The sequence below is a fragment of the Nocardia sp. NPDC050406 genome, from assembly GCF_044459025.1.
Lineage (GTDB): Bacteria > Actinomycetota > Actinomycetes > Mycobacteriales > Mycobacteriaceae > Nocardia.
On sequence record NZ_JBITIM010000001.1, the window covers coordinates 2,501,256 to 2,518,908 of the forward strand.

Annotated in this window: 25 protein-coding genes; 19 read left to right on the forward strand and 6 right to left on the reverse strand. The window is 63.6% G+C overall.

Going from position 1 to position 17,653, the window contains the following annotated elements; genetic code table 11:
• The first annotated feature begins 2 nt into the window (after positions 1-2).
• From ACIBH2_RS11890 to ACIBH2_RS11970, 17 genes are all read left to right on the forward strand, one after another.
• Positions 3-848, forward strand: a complete 846-nt coding sequence (locus tag ACIBH2_RS11890) for a hypothetical protein (protein ID WP_397116109.1) — start codon at positions 3-5, stop codon at positions 846-848.
• A complete protein-coding gene (locus ACIBH2_RS11895) occupies positions 845-1,798 on the forward strand; it encodes a helix-turn-helix domain-containing protein (RefSeq protein ID WP_397116111.1) in 954 nt (317 codons plus the stop codon). The genes ACIBH2_RS11890 and ACIBH2_RS11895 overlap by 4 nt, the downstream gene beginning before the upstream one ends.
• Positions 1,795-2,253 (forward strand): hypothetical protein, encoded by a 459-nt coding sequence (locus ACIBH2_RS11900; protein WP_397116113.1) that lies wholly within the window; start codon positions 1,795-1,797, stop codon positions 2,251-2,253. Before ACIBH2_RS11895 ends, ACIBH2_RS11900 begins: the two co-directional genes overlap by 4 nt.
• Positions 2,254-2,276: 23 nt before the next feature.
• Positions 2,277-2,651 (forward strand): hypothetical protein, encoded by a 375-nt coding sequence (locus ACIBH2_RS11905; protein ID WP_397116115.1) that lies wholly within the window; start codon positions 2,277-2,279, stop codon positions 2,649-2,651.
• Between the two features lie 6 nt (positions 2,652-2,657).
• Positions 2,658-3,500 (forward strand): hypothetical protein, encoded by an 843-nt coding sequence (locus tag ACIBH2_RS11910; protein WP_397116117.1) that lies wholly within the window; start codon positions 2,658-2,660, stop codon positions 3,498-3,500.
• A 173-nt stretch (positions 3,501-3,673) separates the two neighbouring features.
• Positions 3,674-4,153: a single-stranded DNA-binding protein gene (locus ACIBH2_RS11915; protein ID WP_397116119.1), complete on the forward strand. Its 480-nt coding sequence runs from the start codon at positions 3,674-3,676 to the stop codon at positions 4,151-4,153.
• Positions 4,154-4,155: 2 nt separating this feature from the next.
• Complete coding sequence (locus ACIBH2_RS11920) at positions 4,156-4,404, forward strand: hypothetical protein (RefSeq protein WP_397116121.1); 249 nt, start codon at positions 4,156-4,158, stop codon at positions 4,402-4,404.
• Between the two features lie 2 nt (positions 4,405-4,406).
• Positions 4,407-4,874: a hypothetical protein gene (locus tag ACIBH2_RS11925; RefSeq protein WP_397116123.1), complete on the forward strand. Its 468-nt coding sequence runs from the start codon at positions 4,407-4,409 to the stop codon at positions 4,872-4,874.
• Complete coding sequence (locus ACIBH2_RS11930) at positions 4,874-5,269, forward strand: hypothetical protein (protein WP_397116125.1); 396 nt, start codon at positions 4,874-4,876, stop codon at positions 5,267-5,269. The genes ACIBH2_RS11925 and ACIBH2_RS11930 overlap by 1 nt, the downstream gene beginning before the upstream one ends.
• On the forward strand, positions 5,269-5,475 hold the full coding sequence (locus tag ACIBH2_RS11935; RefSeq protein WP_397116127.1) for a hypothetical protein: 207 nt from the start codon (positions 5,269-5,271) through the stop codon (positions 5,473-5,475). The genes ACIBH2_RS11930 and ACIBH2_RS11935 overlap by 1 nt, the downstream gene beginning before the upstream one ends.
• Positions 5,476-5,622: 147 nt before the next feature.
• Positions 5,623-5,955, forward strand: a complete 333-nt coding sequence (locus ACIBH2_RS11940) for a hypothetical protein (RefSeq protein ID WP_397116129.1) — start codon at positions 5,623-5,625, stop codon at positions 5,953-5,955.
• Positions 5,952-6,131 (forward strand): hypothetical protein, encoded by a 180-nt coding sequence (locus ACIBH2_RS11945; protein WP_397116131.1) that lies wholly within the window; start codon positions 5,952-5,954, stop codon positions 6,129-6,131. Before ACIBH2_RS11940 ends, ACIBH2_RS11945 begins: the two co-directional genes overlap by 4 nt.
• A complete protein-coding gene (locus ACIBH2_RS11950) occupies positions 6,118-6,324 on the forward strand; it encodes a hypothetical protein (RefSeq protein WP_397116133.1) in 207 nt (68 codons plus the stop codon). The genes ACIBH2_RS11945 and ACIBH2_RS11950 overlap by 14 nt, the downstream gene beginning before the upstream one ends.
• 295 nt (positions 6,325-6,619) lie before the next feature.
• Positions 6,620-7,132, forward strand: coding sequence for a hypothetical protein (locus ACIBH2_RS11955; protein WP_397116135.1), 513 nt, complete (start codon positions 6,620-6,622; stop codon positions 7,130-7,132).
• Between the two features lie 151 nt (positions 7,133-7,283).
• Complete coding sequence (locus ACIBH2_RS11960; protein WP_397116137.1) at positions 7,284-7,685, forward strand: hypothetical protein; 402 nt, start codon at positions 7,284-7,286, stop codon at positions 7,683-7,685.
• A 1,381-nt stretch (positions 7,686-9,066) separates the two neighbouring features.
• The gene (locus tag ACIBH2_RS11965; RefSeq protein ID WP_397116139.1) at positions 9,067-9,711 is read left to right on the forward strand and encodes a hypothetical protein; all 645 of its coding nucleotides are present in this window, start codon (positions 9,067-9,069) and stop codon (positions 9,709-9,711) included.
• Positions 9,712-10,084: 373 nt separating this feature from the next.
• Positions 10,085-11,032: a hypothetical protein gene (locus tag ACIBH2_RS11970; protein WP_397116141.1), complete on the forward strand. Its 948-nt coding sequence runs from the start codon at positions 10,085-10,087 to the stop codon at positions 11,030-11,032.
• 365 nt (positions 11,033-11,397) lie between these two features.
• On the opposite strand, the gene xerC is transcribed toward ACIBH2_RS11970, so the two are convergent.
• The 5 genes from xerC to ACIBH2_RS11995 all read right to left on the reverse strand — a co-directional run bounded on the left by xerC (position 11,398) and on the right by ACIBH2_RS11995 (position 14,742).
• Positions 11,398-12,342: a tyrosine recombinase XerC gene (xerC, locus tag ACIBH2_RS11975; protein ID WP_397116143.1), complete on the reverse strand. Its 945-nt coding sequence runs from the start codon at positions 12,340-12,342 to the stop codon at positions 11,398-11,400.
• A 65-nt stretch (positions 12,343-12,407) separates the two neighbouring features.
• Positions 12,408-12,782 (reverse strand): DUF6188 family protein, encoded by a 375-nt coding sequence (locus tag ACIBH2_RS11980; RefSeq protein WP_397116145.1) that lies wholly within the window; start codon positions 12,780-12,782, stop codon positions 12,408-12,410.
• 2 nt (positions 12,783-12,784) lie between these two features.
• A complete protein-coding gene (locus ACIBH2_RS11985) occupies positions 12,785-14,038 on the reverse strand; it encodes a hypothetical protein (RefSeq protein ID WP_397116147.1) in 1,254 nt (417 codons plus the stop codon).
• Between the two features lie 8 nt (positions 14,039-14,046).
• Entirely contained in the window at positions 14,047-14,352 is a 306-nt protein-coding gene (locus tag ACIBH2_RS11990) for a WXG100 family type VII secretion target (RefSeq protein WP_397116149.1), read from the reverse strand.
• 63 nt (positions 14,353-14,415) lie between these two features.
• Positions 14,416-14,742 carry a WXG100 family type VII secretion target gene (locus tag ACIBH2_RS11995; protein ID WP_397116151.1) on the reverse strand — a complete coding sequence of 109 codons (327 nt, stop codon included), beginning with the start codon at positions 14,740-14,742 and terminating at the stop codon, positions 14,416-14,418.
• A 261-nt stretch (positions 14,743-15,003) separates the two neighbouring features.
• On the opposite strand from ACIBH2_RS11995, the gene ACIBH2_RS12000 reads away from it, so the two are divergent.
• Positions 15,004-15,351 (forward strand): YbaB/EbfC family nucleoid-associated protein, encoded by a 348-nt coding sequence (locus tag ACIBH2_RS12000; RefSeq protein ID WP_397116995.1) that lies wholly within the window; start codon positions 15,004-15,006, stop codon positions 15,349-15,351.
• Positions 15,352-16,015: 664 nt separating this feature from the next.
• Here the strand turns inward: ACIBH2_RS12000 and ACIBH2_RS12005 are convergent.
• A complete protein-coding gene (locus ACIBH2_RS12005) occupies positions 16,016-16,921 on the reverse strand; it encodes an alpha/beta fold hydrolase (protein ID WP_397116153.1) in 906 nt (301 codons plus the stop codon).
• Between the two features lie 66 nt (positions 16,922-16,987).
• On the opposite strand from ACIBH2_RS12005, the gene ACIBH2_RS12010 reads away from it, so the two are divergent.
• A complete protein-coding gene (locus ACIBH2_RS12010) occupies positions 16,988-17,629 on the forward strand; it encodes a TetR/AcrR family transcriptional regulator (protein ID WP_397116155.1) in 642 nt (213 codons plus the stop codon).
• The last annotated feature ends 24 nt before the right edge of the window (positions 17,630-17,653 follow it).

Genomic DNA, 17,653 nt, shown 5'->3' on the forward strand with positions numbered 1-17,653 from the left:
CCATGCATCTCGTCAACCCCGACCAGCCCGGCGGCCCCGTCGTGAGCCAGATCATCGAGATCGACGCCGCTCTCGCCCGCCGTCTGCTCGAACACAATCCCAACAACCGCGCTATCCGTCAGACTCGGGTGCAGCAGTACTACGACGACATGATCTCGGGCCGTTGGCGTTTCAACGGCGAAGCGATCAAGTTCGGCCCCGACGGTGAACTGCTCGATGGCCAGCATCGTCTGTTGGCGATCGCGCGTACCAGCGGGCAGAAGTTCCCGATGCTGGTCGTGCGCGGTTTGGCCCGCGATACCCAGGTGACGATGGACCAGGGCGCGAAACGCACTCCCGCCGATCAGCTGACCATTTCCGGGATCACCGGGCACAACACGACCTTGGTCGCCGCCGCGCTGCGGGTCTATATCCCGTGGCTGGAGGGCAACCTGTTCGGCGATTTCACCAAGGCCAAGATCGCCACCACCCGCATCGTCGAATTCGCCACCGTCTATCCCGAAACCATCGCCCTGGCCGAAAGATTCACCTCGGTCGCGTCCCGGCTCAAGTGCCGCCCCGCCGTGGCGTGCGCGGTGCTGATCCGGCTCACCGAGGTCGACGAGAACGCTGCCACGGAGTTCGTGCGCTTGTGGGATTCGGGCGCGGATCTGCCCGCCGGGTCTCCGGTGCTCGCCTTGCGGCAGCGTCTCGATATCGCCGCCCGCACCCAGACGCGCACCAGCGACCGTGACCAGATCGGGTTGATCGTGACCGCCTGGAACCTGTGGCGGCGCGGCCGCACCGTGTCGAAGCTGTTGCGGCCCAAGGGTGGGTTCACCGCAGACAACTTCCCGGAGCCCCGATGACCACGCCCCGAGGCGGACACTGCCAAGAAGAGGTGGCCACCCCACGGCCACGCCCGGACAGGGCGGACATCGAGGGCGGACAGCGGGCGGACACCACAGCCACTGCCGCTGAATCGACGCACGGCCGCGTGATGGCATGGGCGGGCTTCGTATTCGGGTCGGTGACCTCGATCGCGGCCAATGTCCTACATGCCTGGCTACCAGCGGACACCATGCCTCCAGGGTGGACACCTGGCATCGCCCCACAGGTCGGGGCCGCGATCTGGCCGATCGGGCTGCTGTTGAGCGTGGAGGTCTTGTCACGGGCTCGGTGGCAACGCGGCGGATTGTGGCGGCTCGCACGCTACGGCGGCGCGGGCACCGTCGCTCTCGGATCGGCGATCATCTCCTACGGTCACGTCCGAGATGTGTTGCTGGCCTGGGGATACGGGCAACTCGGGGCGTCTGTCGGACCACTCACCCTCGATGGGTTGATGGTCGTATCCGGGTTCGCCCTGCTGTCGATGACCACCACCAAGACCGCCGCGACCAACCCCGCGAGCACTGACATCGCCGCTTCGGTGAATGGGGACGCGGTACCAGAGGTTCCCGTGCCGGTCCGGTCGGGATCGGACCCGATTGCCCCAACCGTCTCACCGCGTCCGGTGGCTATCGACGGTGACCTCCCCCTGGCCATGGCCCCGGACAGCGAGGACACCGGGGCGGACACCCGCCGCCACGCCGCATGGAAATTGCAGGCGCGGGGTTGGTCGCACGGCCGTATCGCGGCCGAACTTCAGGTCAGCAAGCGCACCGTCCGCCGCTATCTGTCCACCCCGCCGGACACCGACCGCACCCCCGCACCCGCGCTCTCCGGACCCGAGGCCCCCGCGTCGGCGAACACCGCCCCGGCCGTGTCGGAGGAGATCGAAACCAACCATCACCGCCCCTTGGAAGGAGCCCTCACATGAACAACGACCGCAACCCCGGCATCGATTGGGACGGCGAACTGCAAGCACTCATGGAAGCCAGCGGCATCGACCCCAGCTACGCCCAACGCCCACCCTGGAAAACCCGCGTATGGCATCGAATCCGCAACGCCCGCAGCGTGTTCTATGCGATCGCCGCGACACTCGCCGTGATGTGGTGGGCCGCGCATTCGGGTGCGCCCGCCGCCGCGACCGGCCCGCTGTGCGTGTGGCTGACGGGCTGGATCGGCTACTGGATCTGGATCGGATTCGGCCGCCCCGACTGGGCCGCCATCCTCACCATGACCAAAGACCTGAGCGTCCGTGGATTCCGGGCCTCCACCCGGTTCATCTTCCGCCATACCCGCCCAGCACGTGCGCGCTGGCGTGCCTGGAAAGTCGCCCGCAATCGCGAACGAGCAACTCGCGACGCCGCTACTACCCCCACCATCGCCTGACACACCGAAAGAAGCCAATCCCCATGCACGACAAGACATTCCCCGTCCACTGGCCGCACGACCTCGATGGTGCGAGCGGCCGCGAACTAGCCGCAGCGCTGACGGCGATCATCGACGACCACCCCGCCACCATGAGCGAGCAATACTTCGCCGACTGCCGCCGCCATGCCATCACCCTGGCATGCACCGCACCGGATGTGTCGCCGCCGAGGACCCCGGAGGAGTTCCTCCTGCGGCCGGATCCGGTCTGGCTGAAGGCCGCATGGAAGTCCGATCCCCACGTCGCGGTCGAGATCGATGCGATGCAGACCTCGAGGCCCCCGGTTATCCCCGCCCTAGCCATCGCGTTCCGGCACCGGTTCGCGGACGACCGCGCCCGAAGCGGCGGAGGTGAGTGAATCATCATGTCCGGCAACGAAGTCGACGACACCAGCCGCAGCTATCAACAGTTCCTCCAGGTGATCCTGCACCTGTCCTACCAATACGCGCGCACCCGGCAACGCCTGCCCAAGCTCACCCACGCGCAGTACAAGCAGTTCCAACGCGATCTCGAAGAACGTATCCGCCTCGAACAGCACGAACGCGCGGTGACCGTGGCCTGGTACAAGGCGCGTGTCGCCGAATACCAGCGCGAGGCCGCTGATGTCGCGGCGCGGCACAAGACGGGTGAACTCACCGACGAGGAACGGTTGAAAGCGACCGCGTACCTGTCGGGGATGAGGGCGGGGATCGAACGCACCATCCACGACACCAATCTCAGCCCCGAGGAACGCGGCCAAGTCGTGCAGGCCCTCGACGCGATCGACGTCGACCCCGAGGTCCGGATGAAGCACGGAGTGTTCGGGCCGATGACCCAGCGGGAGAAGGCCGTGGCCCGCCACGACGCCGCCCGTTCGGAAGCCACCGCGATCGAGCACCGCGAAGAACAAACCGCCCGCCGTATCGCGGTCCACGACGCACCCGCCGACGCCGCGGGCAGCTTCGCCGCGCTGAAGAAGGCCAACACGGCGTTGACCGAGCGCGTCACCAAGCTCACCGCCGAGAACACCGCCTTGCAGGCGCAGGTGAAGACCCTCGAAGCCCGACTCGAAGCCCGCGCCACCGCGAGCGCTGAGGTGTCGACCAATGGCCACGGCACTCAGCACGCCGATCAGCAGGCGCAGCAGGCCGAGCACGACGCTGCCGAAGTCGATATCGACCCCGACCACGGCGACGGTGGCACCGCGCAAATGGAAGCCGAAGCATGACCATTGCCGATGCGCCCCAAAGGTTTTCACACAACAACACACGAAAGGAGATACCGCTACGACAGCTGACAACCGGTGATGCTTCCGCATCACTTCGAGGTTGCGGACAGCCTCATCGTTCGAGACTTCGGTCTCGAAAACCGAACTAACACAACCTTTTTAGGAGATCTGAAATGTCCGGAGAGACCACCATCACCATCATCGGCAACCTCACCGCCGACCCGGAACTGCGCCAGATCACCAGCGGGGAGGTCGTGGTGAACTTCACCGTCGCCGCGACCCCGCGCGTGTTCGACCGCAAAACCAACACCTGGGTCGACGGGGCCGCGCTGTTCATGCGCTGCCAACTGTGGCGCGAAGCCGCCGAGAACGTCCACGAATCCCTCACCAAGGGAGCACGTGTGATCGTGACCGGCAAGCTTCAACAGCGCAGCTACGACGACCGTGAGGGCAACAAGCGCACGATCGTCGAACTGGTCGCCGACGAGGTGGGGGTGTCACTCAAATACGCCGTCGCCAAACCGATCAAGCGGTCCAACCGCTCCCGGGCCAGCGGCGGCGCACAAGCCACCACGACCGGCGGGAACTCCACGCGCGGTGTCGGCGACGACCCGTACGCGGAGTACAAGCCCGGAACCGACGAGGTGGCGTGATCATGTCGAATCCGGTGCAGCCCAACGACCACGGCCATGGCCCCGACAGTCATCTGCCCGAGGGGGTCGGCGAAGCGAGGTTCTACACCTCCTACGACGACATCCTCGATCAGGTCGTGTTCGGTGTCGCGTTCGCGTGTGGCTGCGGGCTGATGACCCCGATGAGCATCGAACAGGCCCTCGACGTCCACGACCTGTTCGATGCCGCTCTGCTCGACGCCCTCAACCACCACAACCAGAAAGGAAACTGATCATGGCGCAGCTGAGCACCGAGGTCCGCGCGACCTCCAGCGAGGACTACGGCAGAGGCGGACGCGGCTATCTCGAATCGTCGTGGCATGCCATGCCCGACGCGGCCGTTCGACGACTACCCGAGGATAGTCACGCTGGCGATATCCAGATCAGCTGGACCATCGACAGCTTCGAAGGCGTGCGGGTCTACCTCGCCGTGGAGGAAGCACGCACCCTGCGCGACCGTCTCACCGCGGTCATCGCCGAACTCGACGGCATCGACAACGAGGTCGAGGACACGGAGATCGTCAATGGTGACGGTGCCGTGTTCGAGCCGGAGGAGTTCGTGTTCTGCGATGTGTGTCGTGGCCGGATCTGGCAGGTACGCAGCACATTCGGTACTTGGTGGGAGCACGCGGACGAGCCGTTCTTCGGCCACGACGCCGTTGCGGCCGAACCCGAGTCCGAGTCCGGGACGGAGGTCGCGTGATGAACACCAGCCAGATGGTCATGCGCGCCGACCGATTGGGCCGATTGCTGGTCGCGATGGGGCCGGGTTCGAAGTTCCGGTTCACGTTCCTCTACAGCCTGGGTGGACAGTACCGGTCGGTGACGGCCGAGCTGGCGAGCCCGGGAACCGAGGATCTGTTGCAGGTCATCACCGAAGTGCTCCAGAACGCGGTGCCCGTCGATGACAGCGAACCCGCTGTCGCGGACGGCAAAGCGTTCGGGATCTGGGTAGCTGAGCTGATCAAGGAACGCGACGAGTTGAAAGACCACTGCAAGGAACTGCTCGATCAGGTGCAGTGCCTGCAATGGGATCTCGGAGCGCTCCAGGCTCAGCACGACCTGTGCCCGCCACAGTCGGCCACCAGGAGGCGGTGATGGACCCGAACACGGCCCTGACCCGCATCCGGGAACTGATCATCGAGGCCGACGCCCTCAGCGCGTCACTGTGCCACGACGACAGCGAGGTCCACTCGATCCTCTACGACCTCACCGAAGCCGTTGAGGGACTGGACCGGTGGATCTCGCGCGGCGGATTCCTCCCCGAGTGCTGGACGCGGCGTGCGGAGGCGGGCGATGAGTGAGGTGGTGTATCTGCTGCACTTCGACCGCCCCTACCACCACGCGGCCCACTACCTCGGCTACACCCGAGATCTAGACACACGGCTCGCGACTCACAAGGCCGGGCGCGGTGCCAGGTTGCTGGAAGTGTTGGCCGAGAACGGGATTGGATGGCAGTGCGTGCGCACGTGGTCGGGTGGCCGCGGGCTGGAACGACGACTCAAGGCGTACAAGGGCGCATCGCGCATGTGCCCCAAGTGCGGCTACAGCCGTTGGGCCGGTCGCCGAGCAACGCGGCTCGGAAGGACGTGGTGACCATGATGGCCGATGTTCACGTCATCGACCGCTCCCAGCTGTACACCGTGATCGGTAGCGCGTTGGCGGACCTGGCCGAGGTCGGGGTGATCGTGGGTGACATCGATGTCGCCGACGAGCAGATCGTGTCAGCGATCCACACCCGATGGACGGCCGTGTTCACCGCCACCGAGGAGGTATCAGCATGAGCGGCGAATACCAGTTCTGCGGGTACGGAGACTGTTTCGACATCGCCGTCGGAATGGTCGGGACGCGGTCGTTGTGCGGACTCTGCGACGAGGCAGGCTGCGTGATCGGCGACAGCGAATGCCAACGCGAAGACGCCTACGACCACGGTCGAGGTGACGAGCATGGCACCCGCTAGACAACAGCTCAGCCGCCGCGAGCAGTTGAGGCTGGGACGGGAGATTCAAGAACAGTACGACCACGGGAGCAGCTGGGCCGCGATCGCCGTCGACTTCGACTTGTCGAAGACGAGGGTGCAGCAGCTGGCGAAGCTCTCCCGCAAGGACTGCGACGAGAAGGCCCGCCGACATCAGCTGCCCTTGTTCGGCTGAACCCTCCGGACACAACCGAATACCAACTGAATAGTAAGAAAGCGGAGTCCGTGCCTGTGCTTACCAGGCACGGGCTCCGCCCTTATGTGTACCAGGCCGCCGGTCGCATCCCACGGCGTCTGCGGGACTCCGAACGCCCTGTAATGCCGACGTGCGTGCAGACGGAACCGCGTGGATCATAGGACTCGGGAGTACGAACGGCTCGGGGCATACCGTCTCGGTCCTGCCTCCCGCAGTGGGGAGGAATCTCATAGTGTCCCAATACTTGCCACTGATCGGAGTTCTCCTCGGTGGAGTGCTCACGTTCGCGGGCGGATTCGTAGCGGAACTCGTGCGATGGAATCGAACTCAGGCGGTCCGGTGGGATGAGCGCCGTCAGGCGGTGTACGCAGAGTACGCCTCAGCGGTGAAAGCGGAAACGATCCTCTACCTGAAAATCGCGAACGCCAAAGGCGTGTTTCCTGGTCAAATCACTGGCACCACAGAGCTTTCCGCCCTTCTCACCTTGCTAACCGAGGCCGAACACGCTCGCACCGAGCGCTTCGCTATCGTCCAACTGATCGGCGCGCCTCGAGTGATCGACGCCGCTCGAGAGTGGCAATCCTCGGTTTGGCGAATCGCAGCGATACTCGCTTCTGACTTTGCCGGAGGGAGGTCCCGCTTCGAGGAGCTTTACGATGCTGCGGTCATGGCCCGCTATGAGTTCTATCGAGAGGCCAGGGCGGACCTCGGGGTGTCGAGCGACCTGACGCCGCCGATTCCGCTTGCAGACTGGACCGCACGCTGGTCGGTGAACGAAACGAGTTGACGAACGCACGCTCATGCCGCTTCCCGTGCTGACCGAATCGGCCAGCACGAAATGTGCGGAAGATCGAGCCGGCGTGGCGATTCGAGGCTGGCGACGTGCCGTGTCTCCTCGGTCACCATCGGCGTGGTCTACTCGCGGAGTGGAACGACCAGTGGACCTCGATGCTCACTTCGCTCGGCGGGCACGAGAGATCGAGCCTAAGCCGATGAACCCGGATAGCCCTACCGAGCGCGAATACCTCCGGCGGTTCGCCGCGCGCCCAGGTGTCTACATCGGCTTTACAACTGTTCGTGGCGTGACGTGCTTCCTCGAGGGTTACGACTACGCCGCACGTCGGTCGGGCGGGGCTGGGCTTGACGGCTTTCGTGACTGGCTGCTGGCCAAACACCTTCGCCGCGAGAGCAACTTCGCCTGGTCCAGTGTGATCAAACAGATCGCGCTGCCCGACTGGGACTTCGTCACAGACCTGAGCCCCGAGCAGGAACTCCGCGTCCTCGACGTGCTGTTCGACCTTCTCGACCAATTCCTCGCGGAACGTGAAAGCGCTCGCTGAACATCCGCTACTGCCGCCGCTTACAAGGTCGTTCGGACTGGCCAGGCCGCGGTCGGCCGAACGCACCATCATGCCGCGTACCGCGCTCTTAACAGGGCGACGCCAGTCCGCGGTGAGGTGCCGCGCACCGGCGAAACGCACACTTCCGATAGCCGACGGCACGGCAGGCCAGGAATCGGTACTCGACGATGAAACGGTGCGGGGCGCGGGTCGAGGCGGGCAGGCACCGCCTGGCCGCTCATCGGCCCGCCGCAGGGTGCCGCAGTACCTCCCGATTCCAGGGGACGCGCCGACCGAATTTCCCACACTCGACCGCCGCATGAGCACCCTGCCGCGCAGGGAAATTCGGTCGAGCGGGCGCGCGGACCCTGGAATCGCTGGAGGGGCGGCACCCGTACAATCCCGCGCCCCCGCACCCGTTCCGGGCGCTGCGGGCACTCGGTCAGCGAACCGATCACCGGGGGTGGCTACGTGACAGAAGAGCCTCCGAGACTGCCTGGAGTCCAGGTGATTTCGATGCACAGAGGCCGCAAAAACCATGCACAAAACCGAACATGGCGTGCACAACCCCTGCACAAAACCGAACACCTCTGCACAACATGGACAAACGCGGTGAATATCGTTCCCCGTTTTGTGCACACTGGTTTTTCGTCCCACCCACCCCTGATCAGGCACGTTGGCGAGAATGGCGCTTCACTTTTTTCAGGTCACCAAATACCCCCTTCGGTGGTAGTTGGTGACCTGAAAAAAGTGAAGCAGTGAGTAGAGATCAGGGGTGGGTGGGACGGAAGACAGTACAGAGAGCAAACATTGAGAGAAGTGGAGTAGTAGGTGAGGTTGGGTAGGTGAAGTTGGATATAGATCGTTGGGGTTGAGTACCTGGTGGCGTTGCATGACGAGGGTGCGTCCGTGGCAGTGGCGTAGGTGGTGACGCCCGGGGTGTTGGCGCACGGGTGCCGCACGGTGCGGACGCGGCGGTCCGCGTAGTTCAGTTGGGCGTAGTCCACGGTTCGGTGCTCTCGTGTGGCTCGGTAAACCCCCTGGGCGCGCGCCGCATTGTGCGCGGCCGCCCCTCCCATCGATTCCAGGGACCGCGCCCGGCACGACCGAATTTCCCTGCCGCGATCCGGTACGAAAGCCGCGGTATGTGAGGGAAATTCGGTCGTGCACGCCGTGGCGCGTCTCCTGGAATCTGGAGCCTCTGCGGCCGCTGGCCAGGCGGTGAGGGCAGGCCGCGGGCCTGCCCCGATCAGAGCGCGGCGCGCGCCCAGGGAATTCCACGCTCGGTCGGGACCCCACCCCTTTGACACGTACGTGTCAACACCGTTGGGCCGCCGTTTGACACGTACGTGTCAATGCTCCCCCGGAAGGACCCGGAGCCATGGCAGATTCCGACACCATTACCGGCCTGCTCGTCACCGCGCTCGAAAACACCTGGGCAGCAATCCGATCCCGCCACCCCGACGTACCCCAGGTCGTACTGACGGTGGGGGCCGGGTCGACCGGCGGCAGCGATCTCACTCTCGGACACTTCGCGCCGAACCGGTGGGTACGCGGCGAGTACGAGATCCACGAGTTGTTCGTCGGCGGCGAGGGGCTTCAACGTGGCGCGGTCGGCGTCCTCGGTACGTTGCTGCACGAGGCCGCCCACGGTGTTGCTGTCACACGCGGGATCAAGGACACCAGCCGCCAAGGACGCTGGCACAACGAGCGATTCCGCACCTTGGCCGAAGAGCTCGGGCTCACCCTGACCCATCACCCGAAGATCGGATGGTCGGTCACCACCGTGCCGGACAAGACCCGCGAGCAGTACCACGACGTACTCGACGAACTGGTGTTCGCGCTGGTGGCCTACCGTCGCAGCGAACCGAACCGACGTGGCGGGCGCAGGTCCAACAACAACGGCATTACCGCAGAGTGTGAGTGCGGTCGAAAGATCCGTGTCTCGCGTGGAGTTTTTGACGCTGGTCCTATTTGTTGTGGTGTCTGTGGAGGGTCGTTCGTCGGGCTAAGCGTGGGGCAGTAGGTTCGCTGGCATGGGGCAAATGTGGGGCAGACAGGTGTCTAGGCAAGGGTTCTAGTGTCCCCTCCTGTCCGCGATCGAAAGCCATGAAAGTGCCTGATCTGCGTGGATGTTTCACCACGTGAAGGCTGGTTGGCGTCCTATGTCGGGATTGGACGCCAAACTGGTTTTACACACCAGCGGTCGGGGGTTCGATCGTACGATTGGTTTCGTGAAGCAGCATTGACCTTGAATGGTGTTCATGTTGGCCATCTGTATAGCTGACTTCGTTAGCTGACTGCTAGCCAAGTCCCGAAGGTTGCACGGGGCAAGTGGCGATTGCAGTGGATGTCCGCAATAGGGTGGCCCAAATGAGTGGCCACCAAGGACATCCCCGATGAATGATGTGATAGTGACGTCCAACCTCTACGGCGATCCCACAGTCTTCGTCAATCGGCTTCTCCGGATCACACAGCGAGCGGTGCGTGCCAACGAACTCCTTAACTGGGGGCTGCATCCACAGATGGCCGACGATGGCAGTTGTATGGCGACAGACAACGAAGGATTGATGGCCAACTTCGGCGAGCGTCAGTTTGAGGCTGCCGCACTCTGGCCGCTCATGAGTGCCACCGACAGCATCAGTGCAGCGGCAAAGATCTTCGTGCAGGCTTCCCAGACACGGCAGCTCCACGCTCCGGCTCTCGCGGCGCTATGCCGCAGTGCTGTGGAGTCCGCGGGGCGGGTCGTCTGGCTCCTCTCCCCCGAAGATCGTCAGGTGCGTCGGAATCGTTGCACTGCTGTCGTTCTTGCTGAAATGAAGGAACAAACCAAGTACAACTCGAACGAAGTCGCCAGTTTGCGACAGGGAGCCCTCTCGTCCTCGCCAGAGCAAATGCGCGAGTTCATAGCAGGGAGCAAGGACCTGCTGGATCGTTTCAGCGAGCTCGAAGCGGAATACACCTTGAACCCAGATCGGGAAAAGGTTAGACCGTTCGGCACGACCGCTGAACTGGCTGCGATGTGGATCGAGCAACATGTTCCGCCTCATGACGAGGGCGAGATCCGTGAGAACAGCATGTCTCTGGGTGCAAAGAGGATCTACGCGCTGACCTCTGCCGTGATGCACGGCTATAAGTGGGTGAACGACTATCTCTACAACGGTGACCTGTTCGCGCTCATTGCAGACAGTTTCGCGACTGCGGTCAACATGACCGAGTGTGGTGTTGCCCTGTTCGAAGCTCAGGCACAGCGGGTACAGGAAGCCACGACTCGGAAGAGGTGCTACCCGCCCCGACTTCAGCCCACCGTGACCGCGTGGTCCAAGTTGTACGTGGAAACGGACTGACAGTCACCGGCTTTTACACACCAGTTGCGACGAGATCAGCTACAACTTCGACGGATCCAGTTCGCGGCGGACGTGTTTAGTGCGATCGTCAACGTGAAGCCAATCATCGATGAGCATTTTCAAGATCGGAGATCCAACGACTGCTCACCTAGGAACTTTACGATTCCGCTCACTCAAGTGCTGTATCTATGCAGGTCAGGACATCGTTTTGAGGTTAGGAACTTCTAATCCCTAGGTCGCAGGTTCGATTCCTGCCGGGGGCACTCACCAAACGACCGACCAGCGACAACGGGGTCGCCTACACCTGTACCCGCCCCGGGAACGCCTCAAACCCCGACCGGTGCCCCAACAAAGTCCCAACCAATTCAGTCGGCGCTGACCGCCTTGTGCAACGCGACAGCGGCCGCGGGGTGGACGCGACCGCGGGCCATGTAGCGCCGCTGGGTCATCGAGGGATCGGCGTGACCGAGTACGTCGGCCGCCACTCGGGCCGACAGCCCCGCGTCGTCGAGGATCGTCGCGACCGCGCCGCGGAAGCTGTGTGCGGTGATGTCGTCGGGGATACCCAGCGCCTCGCGCACGCGCTGCCACTGGTCTTGGACGTTGTCCGGATCGCGCAGTGTCCACCTCGCGGAGGGAAACACCAGATCGTATTCGGGCGGCTCGCTCGGCGGGCGCGTTCGCTTGCGTTCCTCGAGCGCCGCCTTGCGCTGCTCAAGCATGACCACCGCGAATTCCGGCAGGGCGATACGGCCTTTGCGGTTCTTCGGATCGTCGTCCTGCACAACCCGGACCAGTCCCTGCCCCGCGACACGGACCACCTTCCCGGTCGTCCGCAGGGTCTTGGCGTCGAGGTCGATGTCCGACCACAACAGGGCGAGCACTTGGCTGCGGCGGAGCCCGGTGGCCGCCAGCAGAGTCACCCAGTCGGCAAGGTCTGCGCTGGCACAGTAGTCGGCAACTGTGGGCGGGCGGTACGCCTTGATCGGCGTTGACCGCTCGCGTTCCCGCTTCGTGAGTTTTCGTGGACACGGCAGTATCGAGGTACGCACCGCGGCGAGGATGAAGCGCAGCTCGTCGACGGTGATGTCGCGGGCCCCGCCAGTGCGCCCCTTGGGTTCCAAATTTTGCGGCAGTTCTACTTCACGGATCGGGTTGACCACCAGCGCGCCTCGGCGAACGGCGTAGCGGAACATGCCAGACAGCACCGAGCGGGCGCTGGCCATGGATCCCGGGCCCTGCTCGATACCAACGTCGATCAGAAACTTCTCCGCCCCACCGGTTGTGACCTCGGTGAGGGTCAGATCCATACAGACGCCGAGTGCGAGCCCGCTCTATCTCGCTCGTTACCGATGAGGTGCGACCACGTCCCGGCCTATTTTCGCGCGGACCATATGGCGAGCTCCCCACCCGGCATACAGATGACCCGGTAGCCGCCGGGCCCTACAACCCCCCATGCCTCGTAGTGCTGGTCGACCGGAATGTGGATCGCAGCGCCAGAGTCGAATTCCAGGGTCAGACCTCTGACTTCATCAGCATCAGCCCTCATCACTGTCGTTCCCAAGATGGATTGGAGCTCGGAATCGATAGCGGCATAGTCATCGGAGGTCGCGTGGAACTCAGCTCCGTTGGCTGTCCGCAGCGTCAGATCGCCTTCGATCTGCAGTTCGAACTCCGCCCCCATCTCTATCGTGACTGTGAACTCCGCGCTGACGGCTGCCACACTCTGCCCGACTATTTCCAGCTTCATACTCACCAACCTTCTGGCGTGGGGTAGGTTCCATCCGGATTCTTGGGTATATGCGTGTCCGCTTTGCTACCCGGCTTTCCATCCAACTTTATGGGCTGTCCCTGCTCGTTATAGAAGCGCACATAACCGTTCGGATAATCGTCGGTTGGCAAAGCATCACGGAACATATTTTGGTTCTTTACAGAACCCGGCTTCTGCCATACCCAGCCTTTTCCGTTGTCAGCGATACGCGCTTCCCAGCCCTCCGGAACATGGGATGGCCGCGTAGGCGTGCCGAGCTGTCGCGCCCTCTTCACCAGATCCACAATGCGTTGCAGCTTTTGTTGGGTGGTGGCCGTATCTTTCTTTTTGACTATCTTGTTCAACAATTTGACGTTGTCAACAATATTTTTGATCTTGGTGGCGTAGGATTTTACCTTGATCGCGATCTTGCCCACGCGGTATGCAGCCACCGCCGCAGCACCGAACCCTGCCGACAACGCCCCCGCGACTGCGGAGAAGACCACGGTAACAGCGACTTCCTGGGCGATGTCCTCGGCGAGGTCCTCGAGCAGAGTCTTGAGTTGGGAACGCAGGTCGTCTATCGCCACTTTCTGGTCGCGACACGATTGCGCGATATCAGCGAAGATGTCGCGGACGTCCTCGGCTGCGGTCTTCATCTCGCGGAGGTCTTCGTCGATGAAGGATGCTTCAGGCGTGGTCACCGCGATAAAGCCCGTGGCGATCGCTTCGAGTTTGGCGGGCAATCCCGCCACACTGTCGTGCTTGGCCAACGCGTCCCACAGGTCGGCGGCTTTCAGGAGCTTGTCGGGGTCGCCGTCGGGGATGGGCACTCCTGCTTGACTGGCGAGTTCGAACCCATCGTCGACCAAACCGCTACCAGGCCCACCCGCGGATGGTGGCGGGATCGGGCAGGTACTCCATGCCATCGGCAACTCCGCCGGAGCCGTCGGCTCCGAGCGGCCTGTTCCTGGCTTGTAGTCGGCGACCGCGTAGTTGTATCCGGCCTGCTGCAGAATTCCGGCGTAATTGTCGATCGCCTGTACGAGCGAACTCGCCAGCCCGTAAGCCTCGGACGTCGTCGTATCGTACGAGGTTGCCCACAGCCCGCAGTCGCCGACAGTTCCGCCCATATCCTTGGTATCGGATAACGCGGTCATCTGCGCTTGGAACACGGTATGGAAGTCGGTTCCATACTGGTTGAGATTGGTCGCAGCGGTGGAGTAGACGCTCGGATCGACGTTGAAATAGGACACGACGGGAGCTATGCCCTGCCGAGCATGGCGAGGTTCGCTGCGGCAGCGGAGCTATACCGTGAATGCGCGTCGGCAGCAGCCTGTTTCATGTCCGCGATTCCTGCGGAGACCTCGGCGGCTCCAGTTAACCACTTCTGGAAAGCCGCAGCCTGAGCATCGGCTCCTTCGCCGATCCAGTTCTGCTGCACCGTGCCGATCCGCTGCTCCAAACCCGACATACTGTCGGAGAGAAATGTAACGAATGCGGATATACGATCGGCGATGCTCTCCAGCTCCGATAGCCTGACCTGGAACGCCTGCGAGTCGTCGACCAAAACTCCACCCTTTAACTATCGACGTGAATCGTCAAAATCTTGCCACCGCACCGTCTGGTCGGTTCACGGCAGGTTCAGTGAACAGAAATCGTCGGCGTTGCCTGCGTCCATGTTCGCGTAGTCGGTGCCAGCCACACCCAAGAGCTCCGCCATCGTCTGCAAGGCCGCCAGAACCTGGACCGCGCCCGCGCGGGCTTCTTCCCAACCAAGACGGTAGTGATCAGCGGAACTGCCCGTCCACCGCGTCAATAGATCGGCTACGTCGGTATCGAGCGACCGCACTCCGTTGATCAACTCTTCGGCGGTCAATTGCACATACTTGCCCGCGTCTGTGACCTCGGCGGGCACGACCTGGAATTCACCGCCGGGCACACCTGTCTCAGAAACCATGAACCCCTCACCCTCTGCAACGGAGCCGTGATCAACTTACCCGCCCGCCGCACGCCCGGACAACGTGCCAGAGCACACCTTCGGCGTATCAACGCACGGCATGCCGTGCGTTGATACGCCGAGATGCCGTGCTGACCTTGACCGATCGTCGGTTGCCGTGCCTCACCGGAGTCGCTACCGTTCGGTTCGATGCTCGAGAGCGTGGGCTGCGCACCGCGCTACGAAATAGGGGGCCACCAGATGAGTGATGACGCGGAGCAGATGGCTGCGCGCAATGCGCGTAGGCTCCAAGCGATCTCGCAGGTTCGAGGCCAAGCTCAGACCGCTGGCGGCACTATAACGGTAGAAGCCGATGTGAATGGCACGATCACGGAGCTTCGGATATCTCATGCCGCCATGTCCGTCGAGCCCGACCGGCTGGCGAACGCCATCGCGCGGTGTCATGAGACCGCCCGGCAACGAGCCCAAACCGAGGCCGTCCGGCTGTACACCGAGTTATTGGACGCACCCGAGACATCACTGCGGCAACCAGCGTCGAACCCCCGAAATCCTCCCGGCTCACCCGAATGGGAGGAACTGACCCCGCTCCGTATCACCCACTCGCTGTAGGCGGCGACCGCGCAAGATGGTGGCAAAAGTGGGAGCCACCCACGGAGCCTCTACACACCGGAGACGGCACCACAACCACGCTGCCAGCTACTTCACGGTGAACAGGCGCCGTATAACCCGGGAATTCCCTTTGCCATCGTTTTGCTCCATCGGCCAGCGACAGTCCGAGCACACCAGTCTGCTGACGCGGATTCGTCTCGGCAGGTATTCCGGCATCAAGCGCGATGAAGCTCCCTAATTTGCGCTGTGGCCTTTTGCCGGGAAGCCCGAAGTTGACCCCAGCTCCCAGTAGCTTCATGCCCAGCGTGACTCGTCCGATTAGTTCCGAGGTTGGCGGGTAGCGCCCGAGTGTGCGGAATCGGTTCGCACGGTCCGAACGAGCGAGGAGGATCATGGGTATTCACGACGTCATCGCCCAGCTTCGGCAGGACATCACTACTGCGCAGGACGCCGGGGACGATGCGACCGCCGAGCGATTGCGGGGGGATTTGGACGAAGCTATCAAGGCTGCGGGTGGAGATCCGGGGCGAGATAGCGACGATGGGGCGGGTGGACTGGGGGGCACTGTGGTTGCGCCACAGCCGCCTGATATCCCTGGCTCCAATCCCGAGGACCTGCAGGAACCGCCTGACTGACTCGCAGCAGAGGGGTCGCTGGCGCGGGGTCAGGTTGGCGAGTCCTTTTGTCGGAGGTGTTCGAGGACGAGGCTGCGGACCGGTTCGACGTCGGCCAGGAGGCCGTGTCCGGCGCCGGGGAGAATTACCGTGTGGGCCCCGGCATGCTGCGCGGCCTCGGCGGCCGCCTTCGAATCGTGCACCTGGCTCGCTCCGGCCAGGGCGACGAGGGTTGGGACCGGCAGGTGGGTCAGTCCGTCCGGCAGGTGGGGGTGAACGATCGGCGAGGACGGGAAGTGTGCGGCTCCGTGGGCGAGTAGGTCGAGGTAGGCCTCCACGTCTGCCGACGCGCTGCCGGGGGGACCTGGTGCCAGCATCGCGCGGGCATTGTCGAAAGTCGGGTGCGGGTCGCGGTTGCGGCCCAGCTTTTCGAATTCGGGGCTGAGACCGGCGAAGACCAGGGGTGGATCGAGTAGGACCAGCCGCCGTACCCGTTCGGGGTGGGCGAGCGCGAAGCGGAGCGCGAGGTGTCCGCCCAGCGACTGGCCGCACAGGTCGGCGGCGGGTAGGTCGAGCAGATCGAAGGTTTCGGCCAGCCAGTCCACGAGATCGTCCATGCTGGTCAAGGCGGTGCCGGTGTGTTTGCTGCGGCCCGGCTCGCCCATGGTGTCCACGGCCCGCACGTGGTGCTCTTCGGCCAGCGAACCGATTACCGGGTACCACATTGCGGACGTCCCGCCATATCCGTGGAGTAGGACCAGCGGCGGTGCTGCGGTCGGGCCCGCGGATGTGACTCGTGTCGTTCCGTATCGACCCGGAAGATCTACCGTCTCGGCCGGTACCGGCCAATATGACATCACCGCGTCGTAGGCCGAGAAGTATGCCGTCTCCAGCTCGGGGGCGGCGAATGAGCGGTCCTCGGTGAGTGCTTCGACGTTCCTTGGTCGACTGGTCATTCTCACCACTCCTTTCCAAGTCAACTGTATTATGTCAGCTGTATGGAAATAGAGGGAAGGAATCGCTTGCCGAAGCAGGTCGACCACCGAGAACGCCGCGAAACCATCGCGCGCGCACTGTGGCGAGTAGTGGAACAACAAGGCTGGAGCAGGGCGACGATGCGCGAGGTCGCCAGCGAGGCGGACGTCTCCCTCGGGCAGGTGCAGCACTACTTCGCTTCTCGGACAGCGATGCTCGAATTCGCGATGGAGTTCGCCGCCGAGCAGACCTCGCAGCGCATCACCCACGGCCTCGAGCGACTCGGATCGCCTCCGCACCCTCGAGACGCACTGCGCGTGACTCTCATAGAGATGCTCCCCCTGCACGCGGACGCCCGCGCCACCAGCCGGATGAGTGCCGCCTACACCCTCGAGGCACTGCACGACCCAGAGCTGCACGAACGGGCCCGACTCGGACTCCAGAACGGCAGGGCACTGACCGAACGCCTGATCAGGCAGGCAATCGCCGAAGGGCACATCGCTCCCGACCGTGATCCGGTCATAGAGACAAACCTTCTGCTCGCTCTGACCGGCTTCACCCCGCTTCTCGACCTCGACGTCATTGATCCCGCCGCCGCATCGGCCGCTATCGACTACTACCTCGACAAACTCTTCGACGGCACAACGCGAAGTCGCGCCGAACGCGACGGAGTTGTCTCCCGCGGTTGAGGACGGACTCGCACTTCCGAATCG

Bases quoted from the DNA above. Each gene is read 5' to 3' on its own strand.
- ACIBH2_RS11905 (WP_397116115.1), top strand. From the start codon at position 2,277: ATGCACGACAAGACATTCCCCGTCCACTGGCCGCACGACCTCGATGGT.
- ACIBH2_RS11925 (WP_397116123.1), top strand. From the start codon at position 4,407: ATGGCGCAGCTGAGCACCGAGGTCCGCGCGACCTCCAGCGAGGACTAC.
- ACIBH2_RS11895 (WP_397116111.1), top strand. From the start codon at position 845: ATGACCACGCCCCGAGGCGGACACTGCCAAGAAGAGGTGGCCACCCCA.
- ACIBH2_RS11940 (WP_397116129.1), top strand. From the start codon at position 5,623: ATGGCAGTGCGTGCGCACGTGGTCGGGTGGCCGCGGGCTGGAACGACG.
- ACIBH2_RS11980 (WP_397116145.1), bottom strand. From the start codon at position 12,782: ATGAAGCTGGAAATAGTCGGGCAGAGTGTGGCAGCCGTCAGCGCGGAG.
- ACIBH2_RS11965 (WP_397116139.1), top strand. From the start codon at position 9,067: ATGGCAGATTCCGACACCATTACCGGCCTGCTCGTCACCGCGCTCGAA.
- ACIBH2_RS11920 (WP_397116121.1), top strand. From the start codon at position 4,156: ATGTCGAATCCGGTGCAGCCCAACGACCACGGCCATGGCCCCGACAGT.
- ACIBH2_RS11900 (WP_397116113.1), top strand. From the start codon at position 1,795: ATGAACAACGACCGCAACCCCGGCATCGATTGGGACGGCGAACTGCAA.
- ACIBH2_RS11890 (WP_397116109.1), top strand. From the start codon at position 3: ATGCATCTCGTCAACCCCGACCAGCCCGGCGGCCCCGTCGTGAGCCAG.
- ACIBH2_RS11915 (WP_397116119.1), top strand. From the start codon at position 3,674: ATGTCCGGAGAGACCACCATCACCATCATCGGCAACCTCACCGCCGAC.
- ACIBH2_RS11910 (WP_397116117.1), top strand. From the start codon at position 2,658: ATGTCCGGCAACGAAGTCGACGACACCAGCCGCAGCTATCAACAGTTC.
- ACIBH2_RS11945 (WP_397116131.1), top strand. From the start codon at position 5,952: ATGAGCGGCGAATACCAGTTCTGCGGGTACGGAGACTGTTTCGACATC.
- xerC (WP_397116143.1), bottom strand. From the start codon at position 12,342: ATGGATCTGACCCTCACCGAGGTCACAACCGGTGGGGCGGAGAAGTTT.
- ACIBH2_RS11950 (WP_397116133.1), top strand. From the start codon at position 6,118: ATGGCACCCGCTAGACAACAGCTCAGCCGCCGCGAGCAGTTGAGGCTG.
- ACIBH2_RS11995 (WP_397116151.1), bottom strand. From the start codon at position 14,742: ATGGTTTCTGAGACAGGTGTGCCCGGCGGTGAATTCCAGGTCGTGCCC.
- ACIBH2_RS11935 (WP_397116127.1), top strand. From the start codon at position 5,269: ATGGACCCGAACACGGCCCTGACCCGCATCCGGGAACTGATCATCGAG.
- ACIBH2_RS11970 (WP_397116141.1), top strand. From the start codon at position 10,085: ATGAATGATGTGATAGTGACGTCCAACCTCTACGGCGATCCCACAGTC.
- ACIBH2_RS12000 (WP_397116995.1), top strand. From the start codon at position 15,004: ATGGCTGCGCGCAATGCGCGTAGGCTCCAAGCGATCTCGCAGGTTCGA.
- ACIBH2_RS11930 (WP_397116125.1), top strand. From the start codon at position 4,874: ATGAACACCAGCCAGATGGTCATGCGCGCCGACCGATTGGGCCGATTG.
- ACIBH2_RS12005 (WP_397116153.1), bottom strand. From the start codon at position 16,921: ATGACCAGTCGACCAAGGAACGTCGAAGCACTCACCGAGGACCGCTCA.